The 16,990-nt window shown below is 72.4% G+C and carries 17 protein-coding genes; 7 read left to right on the forward strand and 10 right to left on the reverse strand.

Annotated elements, in window-relative coordinates; all coding sequences use genetic code 11:
* Positions 1–144: 144 nt before the first annotated feature.
* A complete protein-coding gene (locus ACF1G2_RS12580) occupies positions 145–1,956 on the forward strand; it encodes an HSP90 family protein (protein WP_391798257.1) in 1,812 nt (603 codons plus the stop codon).
* Entirely contained in the window at positions 1,953–4,778 is a 2,826-nt protein-coding gene (locus tag ACF1G2_RS12585) for a tetratricopeptide repeat protein (protein ID WP_391798258.1), read from the forward strand. Before ACF1G2_RS12580 ends, ACF1G2_RS12585 begins: the two co-directional genes overlap by 4 nt.
* A gap of 67 nt (positions 4,779–4,845) precedes the next feature.
* On the opposite strand, the gene ACF1G2_RS12590 is transcribed toward ACF1G2_RS12585, so the two are convergent.
* Complete coding sequence (locus tag ACF1G2_RS12590; protein WP_391798259.1) at positions 4,846–6,426, reverse strand: DAK2 domain-containing protein; 1,581 nt, start codon at positions 6,424–6,426, stop codon at positions 4,846–4,848.
* Between the two features lie 240 nt (positions 6,427–6,666).
* Between ACF1G2_RS12590 and rpmB the strand changes: the two genes are divergently transcribed.
* Positions 6,667–6,852 (forward strand): 50S ribosomal protein L28, encoded by a 186-nt coding sequence (gene rpmB, locus ACF1G2_RS12595; protein ID WP_003957616.1) that lies wholly within the window; start codon positions 6,667–6,669, stop codon positions 6,850–6,852.
* Positions 6,853–6,943: 91 nt separating this feature from the next.
* Here rpmB and thiD read toward each other — a convergent pair whose 3' ends face one another.
* Together thiD and ACF1G2_RS12605 are read right to left on the reverse strand one after the other, a co-directional pair.
* Positions 6,944–7,735 carry a bifunctional hydroxymethylpyrimidine kinase/phosphomethylpyrimidine kinase gene (gene thiD / locus ACF1G2_RS12600; RefSeq protein WP_391798260.1) on the reverse strand — a complete coding sequence of 264 codons (792 nt, stop codon included), beginning with the start codon at positions 7,733–7,735 and terminating at the stop codon, positions 6,944–6,946.
* Complete coding sequence (locus ACF1G2_RS12605; RefSeq protein WP_391798261.1) at positions 7,732–8,694, reverse strand: thiamine-phosphate kinase; 963 nt, start codon at positions 8,692–8,694, stop codon at positions 7,732–7,734. Before ACF1G2_RS12605 ends, thiD begins: the two co-directional genes overlap by 4 nt.
* Positions 8,695–8,879: 185 nt before the next feature.
* Between ACF1G2_RS12605 and ACF1G2_RS12610 the strand changes: the two genes are divergently transcribed.
* On the forward strand, positions 8,880–9,113 hold the full coding sequence (locus ACF1G2_RS12610; RefSeq protein ID WP_352190331.1) for an Lrp/AsnC ligand binding domain-containing protein: 234 nt from the start codon (positions 8,880–8,882) through the stop codon (positions 9,111–9,113).
* A 23-nt stretch (positions 9,114–9,136) separates the two neighbouring features.
* Positions 9,137–9,631, forward strand: a complete 495-nt coding sequence (locus ACF1G2_RS12615) for a DUF3515 domain-containing protein (protein WP_391798563.1) — start codon at positions 9,137–9,139, stop codon at positions 9,629–9,631.
* A 9-nt stretch (positions 9,632–9,640) separates the two neighbouring features.
* On the opposite strand, the gene ACF1G2_RS12620 is transcribed toward ACF1G2_RS12615, so the two are convergent.
* The 3 genes from ACF1G2_RS12620 to ACF1G2_RS12630 form a co-directional block, all read right to left on the reverse strand.
* A complete protein-coding gene (locus ACF1G2_RS12620; RefSeq protein ID WP_391798262.1) occupies positions 9,641–10,780 on the reverse strand; it encodes a D-alanine--D-alanine ligase family protein in 1,140 nt (379 codons plus the stop codon).
* A gap of 90 nt (positions 10,781–10,870) precedes the next feature.
* Positions 10,871–11,872 carry an NAD(P)H-dependent glycerol-3-phosphate dehydrogenase gene (locus tag ACF1G2_RS12625; RefSeq protein ID WP_391798263.1) on the reverse strand — a complete coding sequence of 334 codons (1,002 nt, stop codon included), beginning with the start codon at positions 11,870–11,872 and terminating at the stop codon, positions 10,871–10,873.
* Positions 11,869–12,621, reverse strand: coding sequence for a lysophospholipid acyltransferase family protein (locus tag ACF1G2_RS12630; protein WP_391798264.1), 753 nt, complete (start codon positions 12,619–12,621; stop codon positions 11,869–11,871). The genes ACF1G2_RS12625 and ACF1G2_RS12630 overlap by 4 nt, the downstream gene beginning before the upstream one ends.
* 162 nt (positions 12,622–12,783) lie before the next feature.
* Between ACF1G2_RS12630 and cofC the strand changes: the two genes are divergently transcribed.
* Both cofC and ACF1G2_RS12640 read left to right on the forward strand, forming a co-directional pair.
* Positions 12,784–13,446, forward strand: a complete 663-nt coding sequence (cofC, locus tag ACF1G2_RS12635) for a 2-phospho-L-lactate guanylyltransferase (protein ID WP_391798265.1) — start codon at positions 12,784–12,786, stop codon at positions 13,444–13,446.
* 10 nt (positions 13,447–13,456) lie between these two features.
* Positions 13,457–13,666, forward strand: coding sequence for a hypothetical protein (locus ACF1G2_RS12640; RefSeq protein WP_391798266.1), 210 nt, complete (start codon positions 13,457–13,459; stop codon positions 13,664–13,666).
* A gap of 138 nt (positions 13,667–13,804) precedes the next feature.
* Here ACF1G2_RS12640 and ACF1G2_RS12645 read toward each other — a convergent pair whose 3' ends face one another.
* The 4 genes from ACF1G2_RS12645 to leuC form a co-directional block, all read right to left on the reverse strand.
* Positions 13,805–14,485 carry an HU family DNA-binding protein gene (locus ACF1G2_RS12645; protein WP_391798267.1) on the reverse strand — a complete coding sequence of 227 codons (681 nt, stop codon included), beginning with the start codon at positions 14,483–14,485 and terminating at the stop codon, positions 13,805–13,807.
* A gap of 143 nt (positions 14,486–14,628) precedes the next feature.
* A complete protein-coding gene (locus ACF1G2_RS12650; protein ID WP_391798268.1) occupies positions 14,629–14,856 on the reverse strand; it encodes a hypothetical protein in 228 nt (75 codons plus the stop codon).
* 104 nt (positions 14,857–14,960) lie between these two features.
* A complete protein-coding gene (gene leuD, locus ACF1G2_RS12655) occupies positions 14,961–15,554 on the reverse strand; it encodes a 3-isopropylmalate dehydratase small subunit (protein ID WP_391798269.1) in 594 nt (197 codons plus the stop codon).
* Between the two features lie 6 nt (positions 15,555–15,560).
* Positions 15,561–16,985 carry a 3-isopropylmalate dehydratase large subunit gene (gene leuC / locus ACF1G2_RS12660; RefSeq protein WP_391798270.1) on the reverse strand — a complete coding sequence of 475 codons (1,425 nt, stop codon included), beginning with the start codon at positions 16,983–16,985 and terminating at the stop codon, positions 15,561–15,563.
* Positions 16,986–16,990 lie beyond the last annotated feature (5 nt).

Below are 16,990 nucleotides of genomic sequence, written 5' to 3' on the forward strand. Positions count from 1 at the left end.
GTCCCGCAGGCTGCGGATATCTCCTGGTCACGTCGGCTCCGTGCCCCCTAGGATGACGCGTCTCCCCTCGTGCCGCCCCGCGATCACCGCCCGCCGGGATCGCCCGACCCGCGCCGTCGTCTCTCCCCCACCGGCGCAGCGACGATGACTGCTGATCAGACACCGCACACCTTCCAGGTCGATCTGCGCGGACTCGTGGATCTCCTCTCCCACCACCTCTATTCGAGCCCCCGGGTCTATCTGCGCGAACTGCTGCAGAACGCCGTGGACGCCATCACGGCGCGCCGTGCCGAAGAGCCGGACGCCCCGGCGCGGGTCCGGCTGTGCGCGGACGGCGGCAGCCTGCGCGTCGAGGACAGCGGAATCGGGCTGACCGAACAGGACGTCCACAGCCTGCTGGCCACGATCGGCCGCAGTTCGAAGCGGGCGGACGCCGCCGGCATCGCGAGCGCCCGGAGCGAGTTCCTGGGGCAGTTCGGCATCGGGCTGCTGGCCTGTTTCGTGGTCGCCGCCGAGATCCGGGTGGTCAGCCGCAGCGCCCGTACGCCCGCCTCTCCGCCGGTGGAGTGGACGGCCCGCGACGACGGTTCGTACACCGTCCGCACGCTTGCGGACGGCGCGCGCACCGAGCCGGGCACCACCGTGTACCTCACCGCGCGCCCCGGTTCCGGCGAGTGGCTGACCGAGGAGCGGGTGCTCGCGCTGGCCCGCGAGTACGGCTCGCTTCTCCCGTACGAAGTACGGGTGGGGGACGCGCCGGTCACCGATCTGCCCGCGCCCTGGGACCGCTCGTATCCGAGCCCGGCGGCCCGGCGGGTCGCGCTCGCCGGGCACTGCCGGGACGTCTTCGGCTTCTCTCCGCTCGACTCGATCGACCTGGATCTTCCGCTGGCCGGGATCCGGGGGGTGGCGTACGTCCTCCCGTCGGCCGTCAGCCCCGCCCAGCGCGCCGGCCACCGGGTCCACCTCAAGGGCATGCTGCTCACCGACCGGGCCGACGGGCTGCTGCCCGACTGGGCGTTCTTCGTGCGCTGCGTCCTCGACACGGACTGTCTGCGGCCGACCGCGTCGCGCGAGGCGCTCTACGAGGACGAGGCGCTGGCGGGCGTACGGGACGCCCTGGGCGCCGCCGTGCGGAACTGGCTCGGCGAGCTGGCCGCCGGCGCCCCGGAGCGGCTGGAGGAGTTCCTGGCCGTGCACCACCTCGGGGTGAAGTCGCTGGCCCGGCACGACGGCGAGATGCTGCGGACGATGCTGCCGTGGCTGCCGTTCGAGACGACGGACGGCCGGCTCTCGCTGGAGGAGTTCGCCCGCCGTCATCCGGTCGTGCACTACACCCGGACCGTCGAGGAGTACCGGCAGGTCGCCGCGATCGCGACCGCGCAGGGCATCGGCGTCGTCAACGGCGGCTACACGTACGACACGGAGCTGGTCGAGCGCCTCCCCGAGGTCCGTACCGGCACCGTCGTCGCGGAGCTCGACGCCGACACGGTCACCGCGCATCTCGACTCGGTCGACCCGGCGCAGGAGCTGGCCCTCTCGTCGTTCCTCGCGGTGGCGCGCGCCGCACTGGACCCGCTGGGCTGCGACGTGTCGCTGCGCTCCTTCCACCCGCTGACCGTGCCCGCGCTGCACCTGGACGACCGGGCGGCCCGCCACGAGCAGGCCCGGGCGGAGGCCGAGGAGCGGGCGGACGACCTGTGGGCCGGCATCCTCGGCTCGCTGCGCGGCAGCGCGCCGAGGGCCCGGCTGGTCCTCAACCACCTGAATCCGCTGATCCGCCGGATCGGCTCGCTCGACGACCCCGAGCTGGCGGGGACCGCCGTCGAGGCGCTGTACGGGCAGGCCCTGCTGATGGCGCAGCGGCCGCTGCGCCCGGCGGACTCGGCTCTGCTCAACCGGGCGTTCGCGGGGCTGCTGACCTGGGCCGCACACCACGGGGAGAACGACGCATGACCCTGACCTTCGAGGCCCTCCGCGAGGCGATGCGGGACAACGCCCAGCAGCCGGAGGGGCCCGCGCGCAACGCGCGCGCCGAGCGGCTCCTCGCCGAGGCCGAGCTGATCGGCGAGCCGCTGGCCGTCATCGAGGCGCTGGGCCATCAGCTCCAGGCGTACAACTACAGCTCCGAGAAGGCGAAGATGTTCGTGCCCTTCTCGCGGCTGCTGCGGATGTGGGACGACAACCCGGCGGACTTCGACGCGTACGAGACGCACTCCCTGCACTGGGTCTTCAAATGGGTCTCCAGCGGCATGCTCGACCAGCCGCACATCCCGCTCGCCTCGATCGAGAAGTGGCTCGGCGAGATGGAGTACCGCTACCGGCTGGCGGGCCACTCCGAACGGGCCGTCCGGCAGGGCGAGTTCCGGGTGGCGCGGCACATCGGCGACCTGGAGCGGGCCGGGCGGGCGTACGCGGCGTGGCTGGCGGCCGAGCGGGACCGGATGGCGGACTGCCTCGCCTGCGAACTGCACGGGCAGGGCGTGTGGTCGGTGCAGCTCGGCGACGACGAGCAGGCCCTGCGGACCTGGGCACCGGTCCTGACGGGCGAGCACACCTGCGCGCACGAGCCGCACGCGGTGCTCGCCTCCTCGCTGCTGCCGCTGGTGCGGCTCGGCCGGACCGACGAGGCCCGCGCGCACCATCTGCGGGGCTACCGGCTGGTGCGGCCGATGGAGAGCATGCGCGGTGCCGCGGCGGAGCACATCGAGTTCTGCGCGCTGACCGGGAACGAGGCGCGGGGTCTGGAGATCCTGGCGGAACGGCCGGCGTACCTCACCGACGGCGGCGATCCGGACAGCCACATGGACTTCCTGGCCGTGACGGCGCTGCTCCTGGACCGGCTGGTGGCGCTGGGGCTCGGCGGGCAGTCCGTCCCGGGGCCCGCGCGGGACGGGGACGCGCCGTGGACGGCCGCCGAACTGGCCGCCCACGCGCGCGTGGAGGCGCTGGCGATCGCCCGTCGCTTCGACGAGCGCAACGGGACGGGCCGGGTCGGCGAGCTCGTACGGGCCCGGATGGACGCGGAGCCGCTCCTGGACCGGCTGCCGCTGGGCGTTCGGGCGGCGGGTCCGGTGCCGAGGCCGGCGCACGCGCGCGTGCCCGAGGCGGCGGCGGAGCCGGTCGACCTGCTGGCGCGGGCGCGCCGGCTGTCGTCGGAGCGGAATCCGGCCGCGCGCGCCGCGTGGGCGGCTGTGGCTGCCGCCGAGCTCGACCTGGACGCGCTCGGCCGGGCCGAGCTGGACGACCACCGGGCCATGGCGATGGACCGCGGTCCCGCGGAGTCGGCCGGACTGTTCCACCGGGCGGCGGAGGGCTACGAGTCGGCCGGCGACCTGGGTGAGGCGGCGGCCGCCCGGGCCAGGGCGGCGTACGCGCTCGCGCTCGACGGCCGGGTCGCGGAGGCGGCGGAGGGGGTCGACGAGGCGATCGGCCGGGTGCTCGCGCTGCACGCCGAGGGCGCGGCCACGCCCCGGCAGGCGGCGGGGGCGCTGCTGAGCCGGGTACGCATCGGGCTGCTGCGGCTGCATCCGGACGACGGCGACGGCCACGACGGCCACGACGGTGCCGGGGAGCTTGCGCGGGCCGTGGACGAGCTGCTGGCCTTCACCGCGCCGTACACCGACGATCCGCTGGTCGCGGACCGGATCGCCGAGGCCGAGGCCGTACGGGGCGATCTGGCCGCGCACGAGGGGGACGCGGAGGCGGCGGCCCGGCGGTACAGGTACGCCGCGGAGCTCTACCACCGGGTCGCGATGCCCTGGTACGCGGTGGAACCGGAGGTCCGGCTCTCGCGGATCGCCCTGCACACGGGTGACCTGGAGACGGCCGAGCGGGCGGCGCGGGCGGCCCTCGACCACGGTGCCGAGCACGCCGACGCGGCCGGGCAGACCCGGCTCAGGCTCCAGCTGGCCGAAGTCCTCGCCGAGGCGGGACGGTTCGGCGAGGCGGCGGCGCACGCCCTGGAGGCGGCGCACTGGGCCGACGAGGCGGGCGAGAGCCGGGGTATCGGCGCGTACGCCCGGCACCAGCTGGGCGGTTGGCTGCTGCGGGAGTCACGGGTCGAGGAGGCGGCCGCGATCCTGGAGGCGGTGCTGCCGGACGTCTCGGTGGAGGAGCACGGCGACGGGATGGTCGTCCAGACGCTGTGGTGGCTCGGCGACTGCCTCATGCAGCTGGACGAGCCGCGGACGGCGGCCGAGCACTGGCTGCGGGCGGCGGAGCTGGCGAAGGCGTGGCCGGAGCAGCGGGACCACGCGATGCTCGCGAACCTGGCGGCGCAGGCGCTGCTCGCGGCGGAGCTGCGGCCGGAGGCCGCGGCGGCGTACGAGCGGGCGGGCGAGCTGTGGAGCGCGCTGGGCGACACGGCGGCGTACGTGCGGACGCTGCGGGTCCGGGCCTGGATAGCGGGCGCGGACGGGGAGGGCCGGGCGCTGATGGACGCGGCGGTCGAGGCGTGCGGGGCGGACGTGGTGGCACGGGGGGACACGTACCTCCAGGCGGCGGAGCTGCTCGGGGAGACGAACGCGGAGGCGGCGCTGTCGTACGCGAGGCGGGCGGTCGCGGCGTTCACCGAGGCGGGCCCCGCCCACCGCGACCGCCGCACGGCCGCCGAGCTCCTGTCGGCCTGGCTCCTCCTGGACCTGGACGACCCGTCGCGGGCGGTGACGCTGGCGCGTGGGGTTCTGGCGGAGTACGCCACGACAGAGGACCCGCCGGCCCCGGAACGCCGGGCGCAGGCGGAGTCGATCCTGGAACGCGCGGAGGCGACCCCCTGACGGGAACGGGGCGCCACGACGGCCCGAGCCCCCTGCGCGGCGCCGCGCAGAGAGTTCGGGCCGTCGGCTACTCCACGCCGATCAGGAGGGGTGGGGCTCCCGCGCCCGCGTGGTACGTGGCCGTGTCCACCGCCAGGTACGTCTCACGGACGTGGCGTTCCAGGGAGTCCGACAGGGACGGCGGCGTCTCGTCCGAGACGATCAGGGTCACCAGTTCGCCGCCCGCCGAGAGCATGCGGTCCAGGACCGTGCGGGCCGTCTCCGCGAGGTCCTGGCCGATGACCGCCACGTCGCCCTCGATCAGGCCGAGGACGTCGCCGGCCTGGCAGACGCCCGCCGAGGTGAACGACTGGCGTTCGGCGACGGCGAGTTCCGCGTAGCGGGTCGCGCCCGCCGCCGCCGTCATCGCCACGACGTCCTCGTCGAAGCGCCGGTCCGGCTCGTGGACGGCCAGCGCCGCGATGCCCTGGACGGCCGCCCGGGTCGGGATCAGGGCGACCCGGATGCCCTCCGCTCGGGCCTGCTCGGCCGCCGCGCCCGCCGTGTGGCGCAGGTCGGTGTCGTTGGGCAGCAGCACGACCTCGCGCGCGTGGGCCCGCCGGATCGCGTCGACCAGGTCCCCGCTCGCGGGCGGCGCCCCCGGCCCGGCCAGCACCGTCGTCGCGCCCGCCTCCGCGCACAGGCCCGCGAGCCCCTGACCCGGTACGACCGCCACGACGGCGCGCTGCAGCCGCTCCCGGGCCTCCGAGGCGCCCGCGAAGTGCGTGATGCGGATCCGGTACGGGCGACCCGCCTCCACGCCGGCCTCCACGGCCGCCCCCGCGTCGTCGACGTGGACGTGCACGTTCCACAGCCCGTCCCCGCCCACCACGACCAAGGAGTCGCCGAGCCCGTCGAGCCTGGCCCGCAGCCGGTCCACGGCCGCGTCCTCGGCCTCCAGGAGGTAGATCACCTCGAAGGCCGGGCCGCCCCTCGGGGCGCAGTCCTCCGCCGAGGACGCGGGCACCGCGCGCGTCGGCGGGCGCAGCTGCGCCTCGCCCGACACGGCCTCCACCAGCGCCCCGAGGACCGCCACCAGACCCCGTCCGCCCGCGTCCACGACCCCCGCGCGCTCCAGGACGGCCAGCTGTCCGGGGGTCGCCTCCAGGGCCGTCCTGGCCCCTTCGTACGCCCCTCTGGCCACCGCCACCAGGCTTCCGCCGCTCCCGCACGCGTCCGCCGCCGCCGTCGCCACGCTCAGGATCGTTCCCTCGACCGGGTGCGCCACGGCCTCCCGGGCCGCGCGGGCCGCCGCCGCGAGGGCCCGGGCGAGGTGCTCGCCGTCGCGCCCGTCGGCGAGCACAGAGGCCATGCCGCGCAGCAGCTGCGAGAGGATCGTCCCGGAGTTGCCCCGGGCCCCGATCAGGGCGCCGTGCGCCATGGCGCGTACGGCCTCACCCGCGTCGGGATCGTCCGCCGCGAAGACCGCCTCCACCGCCTGGGCCGCGGACTCCACCGTCAGGTACAGGTTCGTGCCGGTGTCCCCGTCGGCGATCGGGTAGACGTTGATCGCGTCGATCTCCTCGCGCTCCCGGCCGAGCGCGTCCAGCGCCCGTACGCACCAGGATCGGACCGCTGCGGCGTCCAGGGTCTGCGCGGTCTGCGGCAACTGGTGATCCTCCTGCTAGGCGGCCTTATGCGGTGAGCTCACCGCAGGGTAGACCCGCTCGTGACCTGGGGCCGGGGCGGGGGCCGCGATGTCCGTGGTAGTTTCGTTCTACGGGAGCAGCCGTTGTATGCTGCTTCGGTTGCCCGGCGAGAGTCGGGCCATTCCCCCGGCAAGCCACTTCAGAACTCTGATTCCGGTGCGCCGGATTTCACTGTAAATCTGAAGTCTTTGGAGTGACCCGTGGCTGCCAACTGCGACGTCTGCGGCAAGGGGCCGGGCTTCGGCAACAACATTTCGCACTCGCACCGCCGTACGTCTCGTCGCTGGAACCCGAACATCCAGCGTGTGCGTGCCGTGGTCGGTCGGACGCCGAAGCGGCTCAACGTCTGCACCTCGTGCATCAAGGCCGGCAAGGTCTCGCGCTAACGCCGACGTTTCGTCGTAGCGCAGCCCCTGCGGTTGCCTTGAAAGGCCGGTTCACCTTGGTGAACCGGCCTTTTGCCGTGCCCGGCGCCCGCTAGACGCGGAAGCGCCAGCCGTGGTCCACCGGGCCGATCCCCGCGCCCAGCGCGAAGCCGGCCGCGATCGCCCCGGTCACGTACGCCTTCGCCTCCCGCACCGCCTCCGGTACGGCGAGGCCCTTCGCGAGGCCCGACGCGACCGCCGAGGCGAGGGTGCAGCCCGTGCCGTGGGTGTGCCGGTTGTCGTGGCGCGGCGCGCGCAGCCAGTGCTCCTCGTCGCCGTCGGTGAGCAGGTCCACGGCGTCCCCGTCGAGATGCCCGCCCTTGATGAGCGCCCAGCGCGGCCCGTACGACAGGATCGCGGCCGCGGCCTCCCGGAGATCCGCCTCCGAGCCGACCCGTACGCCTGTGAGCTGCGCCACCTCGTCCAGGTTGGGTGTGGCGACGGTGGCGGCCGGCAGCAGCTTCGTCCGTACGGAGTCCAGCGCCGAGGCCGCGAGCAGCGGGTCGCCGTGCTTGGAGACGCCGACCGGGTCCACGACGACGGGCGCGTCCGTCCCGGCCAGGAGCTCCGCGACCGTCTCGACCAGCCCGGCGGAGGCCAGCATGCCGGTCTTGACGGCCTGGACGCCGATGTCGTCGACGACGGCGCGATACTGGGCCCGCACGGCCTCCTCGGGGAGCTCCCAGGCACCTCGCACGCCCTGGGAGTTCTGCGCGGTGACGGCGGTGATCACGCTCATGCCGTGGACGCCGAGGGCGAGCATCGTCTTCAGGTCGGCCTGGATGCCCGCGCCGCCGCCGGAGTCGGATCCGGCGACGGTCAGGACGAGCGGCGGCGCCGTCACTCGTGGCCCCCGAAGTGGTCCCAGCCGCCCTTGCTGTGCCAGGGCGCACCGTCCACGGTGACCTGCGGCAGCGCGGAGGGGTTCAGGACCTCGCCGATGACCTTCCAGCGGGCCGGCAGCTTCACGTCCGGCGGGAAGGTGGCCACGATCGCGTGGTCCTCTCCCCCGGTGAGCACCCACTGCAACGGGTCCACACCCACGGCCTGGCCGATGTCGTTCATCTGGGTGGGAATGTCGATGAGTCCCGAGCGCAGGTCGATGCGGACCTTGCTGGCCTCGGCGATGTGGCCGAGGTCGGCGATGAGCCCGTCACTGACGTCGCACATGGCGGTGGCGCCGAGCCCGGCGGCCGCGGGGCCCGCGTGGTAGGGCGGCTCGGGCCGCCGGTGGGCCTCGACGAAGGCGCGCGGGGAGCGGAAGCCGCGAGAGAGCACCGCGTAGCCGGCCGCGGACCAGCCGAGCCAGCCCGTGTACGCGACGACGTCGCCGGGCTGGGCTCCGCCGCGGATCACCGGGTCGTGGTTGCGCAGGTCGCCGAGGGCGGTGATGGCGACGGTGATGGTGTCGCCGCGGACGACGTCGCCGCCGACGACTGCCGCGCCCGCGACCTGGCACTCGTCCCGCAGACCGTCCATCAGCTCGGTGGGCCAGGTGACCGGGAGTTCGGCCGGGACGACCAGGCCGAGGAGGAGAGCGGTCGGGACGGCGCCCATGGCGGCGATGTCGGCGAGGTTCTGCGCGGCGGCCTTGCGGCCGACGTCGTACGCCGTCGACCAGTCGCGGCGGAAGTGACGTCCTTCGAGCAGGATGTCCGTACTGGCCACCACGCGCCGGTCGGGTGCGGAGACGACCGCGGCGTCGTCGCCGGGTCCGATCCGCACCGCCGGGGTGGAGGTGAGCCGGGAGGTGAGCTCTCTGATGAGCCCGAACTCCCCCAACTCTCCTACTGTGCCCTTCACCGCGTCTCACCTCGTGTTGTCGTGCGGTACCGTCAATGAGGAACCGTCTAGACCGTCAACTGCTGTCTTGTCTACGCCACACTGTGGGCGCCTCGGGGCACGCAGGTCTCCCCGCGGCCCGCGGCGACGCGGTACCGTGGCGTCTCTTTCTCCCACAAGATCCTCGTGGCCGCCCTGGAGGTTCCGTGGTACAGGCGTACATCCTCATCCAGACCGAGGTGGGCAAGGCGTCGACCGTCGCCGAGACCATCTCCAAGATCGCGGGAGTGATCCAGGCGGAAGACGTGACGGGACCGTACGACGTCATCGTCCGCGCCCAGGCCGACACGGTCGACGAACTCGGCCGGATGGTGGTCGCCAAGGTCCAGCAAGTGGAAGGCATCACGCGGACCCTGACCTGCCCGGTCGTGCATCTGTAGCCCCCGTCTACCCTTGGCCGGTGATGTCTTCTCACCGGCCTTTCGGCCTGCCCGCCGCCGTCGCGGCAGCGTTGCTGCTGCTGACCGCCGCGGGCTGCTCCTCCACGGACGCGAAGGCTTCGATCCCGGTTCCCAGCCCGCCGGCCGGGGAGGCGACCCTCTGCCAGGCTCTGGCGAAGGAGCTTCCCGACACCGTGGCGGAGCTGGAGCGGAACGATCCTGAGCCGGACTCCGAGCTGACCGCCGGGTGGGGGGATGCGGCGATCGTACTGCGCTGCGGGGTCCCCCGGCCCGAGAAGATGAGCGATCCGCAGACGCAGGGCGTCTCGGCGGACGGCGTGCGCTGGATGCTGGAGCAGCGGGAGGGCGACGGCCCCCGGTTCACCTCGGTGTATCGCGAGACGTACATCGAGGTGAGCCTCGACGAGCGGTTCGCCCATGACATCGGACCGCTCGTCGATCTCGCCGCCCCCGTGAAGAAGGCCGTGCCCTGCGCACTGGAACCGGAGTGCGACTAGCGACTTCCGCTAGCGCAGGCCCGTGGAGCGGGTGAGGGCCGCCTGGATCAGGCGGTCCACCAGCTCGGGGTAGCTGACGCCGCTCTCCTGCCACATGCGCGGGTACATGGAGATCGGGGTGAAGCCCGGCATGGTGTTGATCTCGTTGATCACGAACCCGCCGTCCTCGGTCAGGAAGAAGTCGGCGCGGACCAGACCCTCGCAGGAGACGGCCTCGTACGCGGCGACCGCGAGCCGCTGGACCTCGGCGGTGGCCTCGTCGCCGATCGGCGCGGGCACGATTCCGGACGCCGAGTCGATGTACTTGGCCTCGAAGTCGTAGAAGTCGTGGTCGGTGACGGGCGGGATCTCCGCCGGCACGCTCGCGCGCGGGCCGTCCTCGAACTCCAGGACGCCGCACTCGATCTCACGGCCGCGCAGCAGCGACTCGACGAGGATCTTGGGGTCGTGACGCCGGGCCTCCTCGATGGCCTCGTCCAGGCCCGAGAGGTCGTCGACCTTGGTGATGCCCATGGACGAGCCGCCACGGGCCGGCTTCACGAAGAGCGGCCAGCCGTGGTCGGCGGCGAACTCGACGATCTTCTTGCGGGCTGCCGCGGGGCTCTGCTCCCACTCGCGCGGCCGGATGACCTCGTACGGGCCGACGGGCAGCCCGAAGGAGGTGAACACCCGCTTCATGTACTCCTTGTCCTGGCCGACGGCGGAGGCGAGCACGCCCGCGCCGACGTAGGGGACGCCGGAGAGCTCCAGGAGGCCCTGGAGGGTGCCGTCCTCACCGTACGGACCGTGCAGCATCGGGAAGACGACGTCGACCTCGCCGAGGGCCTTGGGCACGGAGCCGGGCTCCGCGTACACGACCTCGCGGTTGGCCGGGTCGACGGAGAGGACCACGCCGCCCTGCTCGGATTCGGCGAGGTCCGCGACGTTCGGCAGGGTGCGTTCGGCGATCGCCATCCGCTCGGGGGCGTCGGCGGTCAGCGCCCAGCGCCCGTCCGTGGTGATGCCGATGGGCAGCACGTCGTACTTGGTCCGGTCGATGGCCTTGAGGACGGCGCCGGCCGTGACGACGGAGATGGCGTGCTCGGAGCTGCGTCCGCCGAAGACGACGGCCACGCGCGGCTTGCGGGGGCTCTGGGTGTTCTCGCTCATATCGCGTTGAGCGTACCTTGCGTGTTCGATCCGCTTAAGAGCCCCGGCCCGCCGCGCGCGTCCGGGCTAGCGGGCGCCCCGGCGCGAGCCTCAGCGGCGCTCGGACTTGGCGCTGCGCGACATCAGTTCCTTGAGGGCGACGATCGGCGGCTTGCCCTCGTGGACGATCGAGACGACCGTCTCGGTGATCGGCATGTCGACCCCGTGGCGACGGGCCAGATCGAGCACGGACTCGCAGGACTTGACGCCCTCCGCGGTCTGCTTGGTCGCCGCGATGGTCTCCTCCAGGGTCATCCCGCGGCCCAGGTTGGTGCCGAAGGTGTTGTTCCGGGAGAGCGGCGAGGAGCAGGTGGCGACCAGGTCGCCGAGGCCGGCGAGGCCGGAGAAGGTGAGCGGGTCGGCGCCCATGGCGAGGCCGAGCCGGGTGGTCTCGGCGAGGCCGCGGGTGATGAGGGTGGCCTTGGAGTTGTCACCGAGCCCCATGCCGTTGGCGATGCCGACGGCGAGCCCGATGACGTTCTTGACGGCGCCGCCGAGCTCGCAGCCGACCACGTCGGTGCTGGTGTACGGGCGGAAGTACGGGGTCATGCAGGCGGTCTGGAGCCGCCGCGCGACCGATTCGTCGGCGCAGGCGACGACGGCACCGGCGGGCTGCCGGGCGGCGATCTCCTTGGCCAGGTTGGGACCGGTCAGGACGGCGACGCGCTCGGCGGGCACGTCGGCGACCTCCATGACGACCTCGCTCATCCGCTCGGCGGTGCCGAGTTCCACGCCCTTCATCAGCGAGACGAGGACGGTGTGCGGGGCCAGCTTGGGGGCCCACTCGGCGAGGTTGGCGCGGAGGGTCTGCGAGGGGACGACCAGGACGGTGAAGTCGGCGTCCTGGGCGGCCTCGGCCGGGTCGGTGGTGGCCCTGACGTTCGCGGGGAGTTCGACACCCGGGAGGTAGTCGGGGTTGGTGCGGGTCGTGTTGACGGCCTCGACGAGCTCGGCGCGGCGGCCCCAGAGCGTCACGTCGCATCCCGCGTCGGCGAGCACCATGCCGAAGGCGGTACCCCAGGACCCGGTTCCGAATACGGCTGCCTTGGTCACTTCGTGCCCTCCCCGGCGGCCTTGCGCCGCTGCTCAAGACGCGCCCTGCGGTGGTCGTACGGCTCGGCCGGCGCCTTCTCGCCCCGGACGTCCTCCAGAAGCGACGTGATCGCCGCCATGATGACCTCGGTCGCCTCGCGCAGCACCTCGGGCGTGGGCTCCCGGTCGTGGAAACGGGAGAGGTCGACGGGCGGACCGGCCTGCACGATCAGCGTCTTGCGCGGGAACAGGCTGAGCTTGTTCTCCTTGGCGTACGGCGGCATGGCGAGGTTGGCGCCCCACTGGGCGACCGGGATGACCGGGGCCTTGGTGAGGAGCGCGACGCGGGCGGCGCCGGTCTTGCCCGCCATGGGCCACATCTCGGGGTCGCGGGTGAGGGTGCCCTCGGGGTAGAAGGCGACGCACTCGCCGCGCTCGATGGCGTCGACGGCGGCCCGGAAGGCGTCCAGGGCGTTGGTCGTCTCGCGGTAGACGGGGATCTGTCCGGTGCCGCGGAGCATGGTGCCGACGAACGAGCCCTTGAAGAGGGCGGCCTTGGCGAGAAAGCGCGGGACACGTCCGGTGTTGTACTGGAAATGCGCGTAGGACAGCGGGTCCAGATACGAGTTGTGATTGACGGCGGTGATGAATCCGCCGTCGGCCGGAATGTGTTCCGTTCCGCGCCAGTCCCGCTTGAACAGAACCACCAGTGGGGGTTTGGCGATGACCGCCGCCAGGCGGTACCAGAAGCCGATTCTGCGGCGGGACACTCGTGCACCTTCCTCTGGGACTGGCGTGCAGGGGGCCAAGTGTCGCCCCATGCTCCTGGTCTGTCGAGAACACCGTACGCCCCGAGATCGCGCGGGCGCCGGGCGCCGGGCTCTCCGGCTCGTCGGACGCGGGGGCGTGGTGCCGGGTCACAATGGGCCGCGATGAACATCGATCCGGACGACGGCTGGTCCCTGGTCGTACCCCTGAAGCCCCTTGCGCGGGCGAAGAGCAGGCTCGCCGCGACCGCCGGGAGCGGCTTGCGTCCACGGCTCGCGCTGGCGTTCGCGCAGGACACGGTGGCCGCGGCGCTGGAATGCGGGCGGGTGCGGGATGTGGCGGTCGTCACGGACGATCAGGCCGCCGCGGTGGCGCTGGCGGCGCTCGGGGCGCGCATCGTGCCCGACTCCCCGGCCGCCGGGCTCAACGCGGCGCTGGCGCACGGGGCGCGGACGGTACGGGACGCCCGGCCCCACGCGCGCGTGGCGGCGCTCAACGCGGACCTGCCCGCGCTGCGGCCGGAGGAACTCGCCCGGGTCCTCGAAGCTGCCTGTGAATTCCCCCGGACATTTCTCGCGGACGCCGCCGAAATAGGTACGACATTCCTCTCGGCGGGCCCCGGGGTGGAATTGGCACCTGCATTCGGAGGCGCTTCGCGGCTCAGGCATTTGTCGTCGGGGGCGGTGGAAATCAGACTGGCCGGGGTGGATTCCGTACGCCGGGACGTGGACACCGGCGAGGATCTGGCGGCCGCGCTGGCGTTGGGGATCGGTCCGCGGACGGCCGCCCGCTGGGACCGTGCGGCCGGTGATCGCGCGGCCGGATAGGCTGCGGCCCATGCAGGCGACCGCGTACACGTACGACCCCGAGACCCGCAGCGGCAGTGTGCTGCTCGACGACGGCACCCCGGTGGACTTCGGGGCCGAGGCCTTCGACGCGGGCGGGCTGCTGCTCCTGCGTCCGGGGCAGCGGGTGCGGATCGAGACGGAGCCCGGCGCGAGCGGCGCGGGGCTGCGGATCACGCTGGTGACGCTGCAGACCCTCTGAGCGGCCGGTCCGGCCCCACTGGGCCGAACAGGGCGGCGGCCGCGAGCCGAAGAGCGTGCGGACGCGCCGCGGGCCGGGCTCCCCGAGGGGAGCCCGGCCCGGCGTGTGAGTGGCCTTCGACCCTTGTGCCGCTTACTTCTACTTCTTCGCGGCGGTCTTCTTGGCGGTGGTCTTGCGCGCCGTCGTCTTCTTGGCGGGCGCCTTCTTCGCCGTGGCCTTCTTCGCCGGCGCGGTCTTCTTCGCGGTGGTCTTCTTGGCCGCGGCGGTGGTGGTCTTCTTCGCCGGGGTCGCCTTCTTCGCCGCCGAGGTGGTCGTCTTCTTGGCCGCGGCGCTGGTCTTCTTGGCCGCCGCCGTCGTCTTCTTGGCCGCCGCGGTGGTCTTCTTGACGGCCGCCTTCTTGGCGGTGGTGGCCTTCTTCGCGGCCGCCTTCTTGGCGGTGGTGGCCTTCTTGGCCGCCGCCTTCTTGACGGTCGCCGAGGCGCCGCCCATCAGGCTGCCCTTGGGCGCCTTCTTGACCGCGACCTCGCCGCCCTTGGGGAGCTTCTTCGAGCCGCTGACCAGGTCCTTGAAGCCCTGACCCGCACGGAAGCGCGGAACCGAGGTCTTCTTGACCCGCACGCGCTCACCCGTCTGCGGGTTGCGGGCGTACCGGGCCGGACGGTCGACCTTCTCGAACGAGCCGAAGCCGGTGACCGAGACACGGTCTCCGGAGACCACGGCACGCACGATGGCGTCGAGCACGTGGTCGACGGCGTCGGCCGCCTGCTGGCGACCGCCCATCTTGTCGGCAATCGCTTCTACGAGCTGCGCCTTGTTCACGTCTTCCCCTTCGGAGACATTGCCAGAACGAAAGTGTTCAAGCTTTTTCGCACGTTAGGCATGTATATACCGCAAATCAAACACGAAACGGGCTAATCACCCTAGTGCCGCAACGCGGAAGTCCCGTTGCGGAGTTCCTGGTGTCAGTCGTCTTCAGGGAATCGGCCCTCGTCGAGGTCCTTCATCAACCGGTCGAGACGCGTTGCCGCGTCCGCGAGATCGTGCTTCGCCGCTGCCGTGACGACCAGCAGCTTCCGGGACAGCGCCATCCTTACGCCCTCCGGGACTTGCAGTGAGCGCACTCTTGTGTGCGCTTCCTTCAATCGGGCGGCGACTACCTCGTAGAGCTCGAGTTGGCTGTCGCGTTCCATGCACCGATTGTGCCATCTAGGGCGAGTTGTCGCCCGACAGGGTCTCAACAAGCGACTGCGCCCCCCACCGGACGGTGGGGGGCGCAGTCGTGGAAAAGCGCTGCTCAGGCCGTAATTGTACGGGGCTTGAAGGCCGGCCTTGACGCCTCGTAGGCGGCGATGTCGGCTTCGTTCTGAAGGGTGAGGCTGATGTCGTCCAGACCGTTCAGGAGACGCCAGCGGGCGTTCTCGTCGAGCTCGAAGTCGGCGTCGATCCCGGCCGCCAGCACCTTGCGGCGCTCCAAGTCAACAGTGATTTCGGCCGTCGGGTCGGCCTCCGTCAGCTCCCAGAGGGCGTCCACGGTGGACTGGTCGAGGACGACCGTCAGCAGACCGTTCTTCAGCGAGTTGCCGCGGAAGATGTCGGCGAAGCGGGAGGAGATGACGGTCTTGAAGCCGTAGTTCTGCAGCGCCCAGACGGCGTGCTCACGGGAGGAGCCGGTACCGAAGTCGGGGCCGGCCACCAGGACCGAGGCACCCTGCCGCTCGGGGCGGTTGAGCACGAACTCGGGGTCCTTGCGCCAGGCCTCGAACAGCCCGTCCTCGAAGCCGTCGCGGGTGACCTTCTTGAGCCAGTGCGCGGGGATGATCTGGTCGGTGTCGACGTTGCTGCGGCGCAGCGGGACGGCCCGGCCGGTGTGCGTGGTGAAAGCTTCCATGGTTCCTCAGACCCCCGCGGGCGTAGCGACGTCGGACAGATCGGCCGGGGAGGCCAGGTGGCCCAGTACGGCGGTGGCGGCGGCGACCTGGGGCGAGACCAGGTGGGTGCGTCCGCCCTTGCCCTGCCGGCCCTCGAAGTTGCGGTTGGAGGTGGACGCGGAGCGCTCACCGGGCGCCAGTTGGTCGGGGTTCATGCCCAGGCACATGGAGCAGCCCGCGTGCCGCCATTCGGCGCCGGACTCCTTGAAGACCTTGTCCAGGCCCTCCTCGACGGCCTGCAGGGCGACGCGCACCGAGCCGGGGACGACCAGCATCCGGACGCCGTCGGCGACCTTGCGCCCCTCCAGCAGGGCGGCGGCGTTGCGCAGGTCCTCGATGCGGCCGTTGGTGCACGAGCCTACGAAGACGGTGTCGACCTTGATGTCCCGCAGCGGCTGCCCGGCGGTCAACCCCATGTACTCCAGGGCCTTTTCGGCGGCCAGGCGCTCCGAAGCGTCTTCGTACGAAGCCGGGTCGGGGATGTTCGCCGAAAGCGGCGCGCCCTGGCCGGGGTTGGTTCCCCAGGTGACGAACGGCGCCAGGGAGGCGGCGTCGATGACGACCTCGGCGTCGAAGACCGCGTCCTCGTCGGTCTTCAGGGTCTTCCAGTACGCGACGGCGGCGTCCCAGTCCTCGCCCTCGGGGGCGTGGGCGCGGCCCTTCAGGTACGCGAAGGTGGTCTCGTCCGGGGCGATCATGCCCGCGCGGGCGCCGGCCTCGATCGACATGTTGCAGATGGTCATCCGGGCTTCCATCGAGAGCTTCTCGACGGCGGAGCCGCGGTACTCCAGGACGTAGCCCTGACCGCCGCCGGTGCCGATCTTGGCGATGATCGCCAGGATCAGGTCCTTGGCGGTGACGTCCTCGGGCAGCTCGCCGTCGACCGTGATCGCCATGGTCTTGGGGCGGGCCAGCGGCAGCGTCTGGGTGGCCAGGACGTGCTCGACCTGACTGGTGCCGATACCGAAGGCCAGCGCGCCGAAGGCGCCGTGAGTGGAGGTGTGGGAGTCGCCGCAGACCACGGTGGTGCCGGGCTGGGTCAGGCCCAGCTGCGGGCCCACGACGTGGACGACGCCCTGCTCGACGTCGCCCAGCGGGTGCAGCCGTACGCCGAACTCGGCGCAGTTCTTCCGCAGCGTCTCCAACTGGGCGCGCGAGACCGGATCGGCGATGGGCTTGTCGATGTCGAGGGTCGGGGTGTTGTGGTCCTCGGTGGCGATGGTGAGGTCGAGGCGCCGCACCTGCCGGCCGTTCTGACGCAGGCCGTCGAACGCCTGGGGGCTGGTCACCTCGTGCAGCAGGTGCAGATCGATGAAGAGGAGGTCGGGCTCGCCCTCGGCGCGCCGGACGACGTGGTCGTCCCAGACCTTCTCCGCGAGTGTCCTACCCATCGCTT

It is taken from the genome of Streptomyces sp. NPDC013457, assembly GCF_043089925.1.
Lineage (GTDB): Bacteria > Actinomycetota > Actinomycetes > Streptomycetales > Streptomycetaceae > Streptomyces.

What these genes read in the sequence shown, in the direction of transcription:
- leuC (WP_391798270.1), bottom strand. Translation starts at nt 16,985, where the DNA reads ATGGGTAGGACACTCGCGGAGAAGGTCTGGGACGACCACGTCGTCCGG.
- leuD (WP_391798269.1), bottom strand. Translation starts at nt 15,554, where the DNA reads ATGGAAGCTTTCACCACGCACACCGGCCGGGCCGTCCCGCTGCGCCGC.
- ACF1G2_RS12580 (WP_391798257.1), top strand. Translation starts at nt 145, where the DNA reads ATGACTGCTGATCAGACACCGCACACCTTCCAGGTCGATCTGCGCGGA.
- ACF1G2_RS12640 (WP_391798266.1), top strand. Translation starts at nt 13,457, where the DNA reads ATGCAGGCGACCGCGTACACGTACGACCCCGAGACCCGCAGCGGCAGT.
- ACF1G2_RS12650 (WP_391798268.1), bottom strand. Translation starts at nt 14,856, where the DNA reads ATGGAACGCGACAGCCAACTCGAGCTCTACGAGGTAGTCGCCGCCCGA.
- cofC (WP_391798265.1), top strand. Translation starts at nt 12,784, where the DNA reads ATGAACATCGATCCGGACGACGGCTGGTCCCTGGTCGTACCCCTGAAG.
- ACF1G2_RS12620 (WP_391798262.1), bottom strand. Translation starts at nt 10,780, where the DNA reads ATGAGCGAGAACACCCAGAGCCCCCGCAAGCCGCGCGTGGCCGTCGTC.
- ACF1G2_RS12615 (WP_391798563.1), top strand. Translation starts at nt 9,137, where the DNA reads ATGTCTTCTCACCGGCCTTTCGGCCTGCCCGCCGCCGTCGCGGCAGCG.
- ACF1G2_RS12585 (WP_391798258.1), top strand. Translation starts at nt 1,953, where the DNA reads ATGACCCTGACCTTCGAGGCCCTCCGCGAGGCGATGCGGGACAACGCC.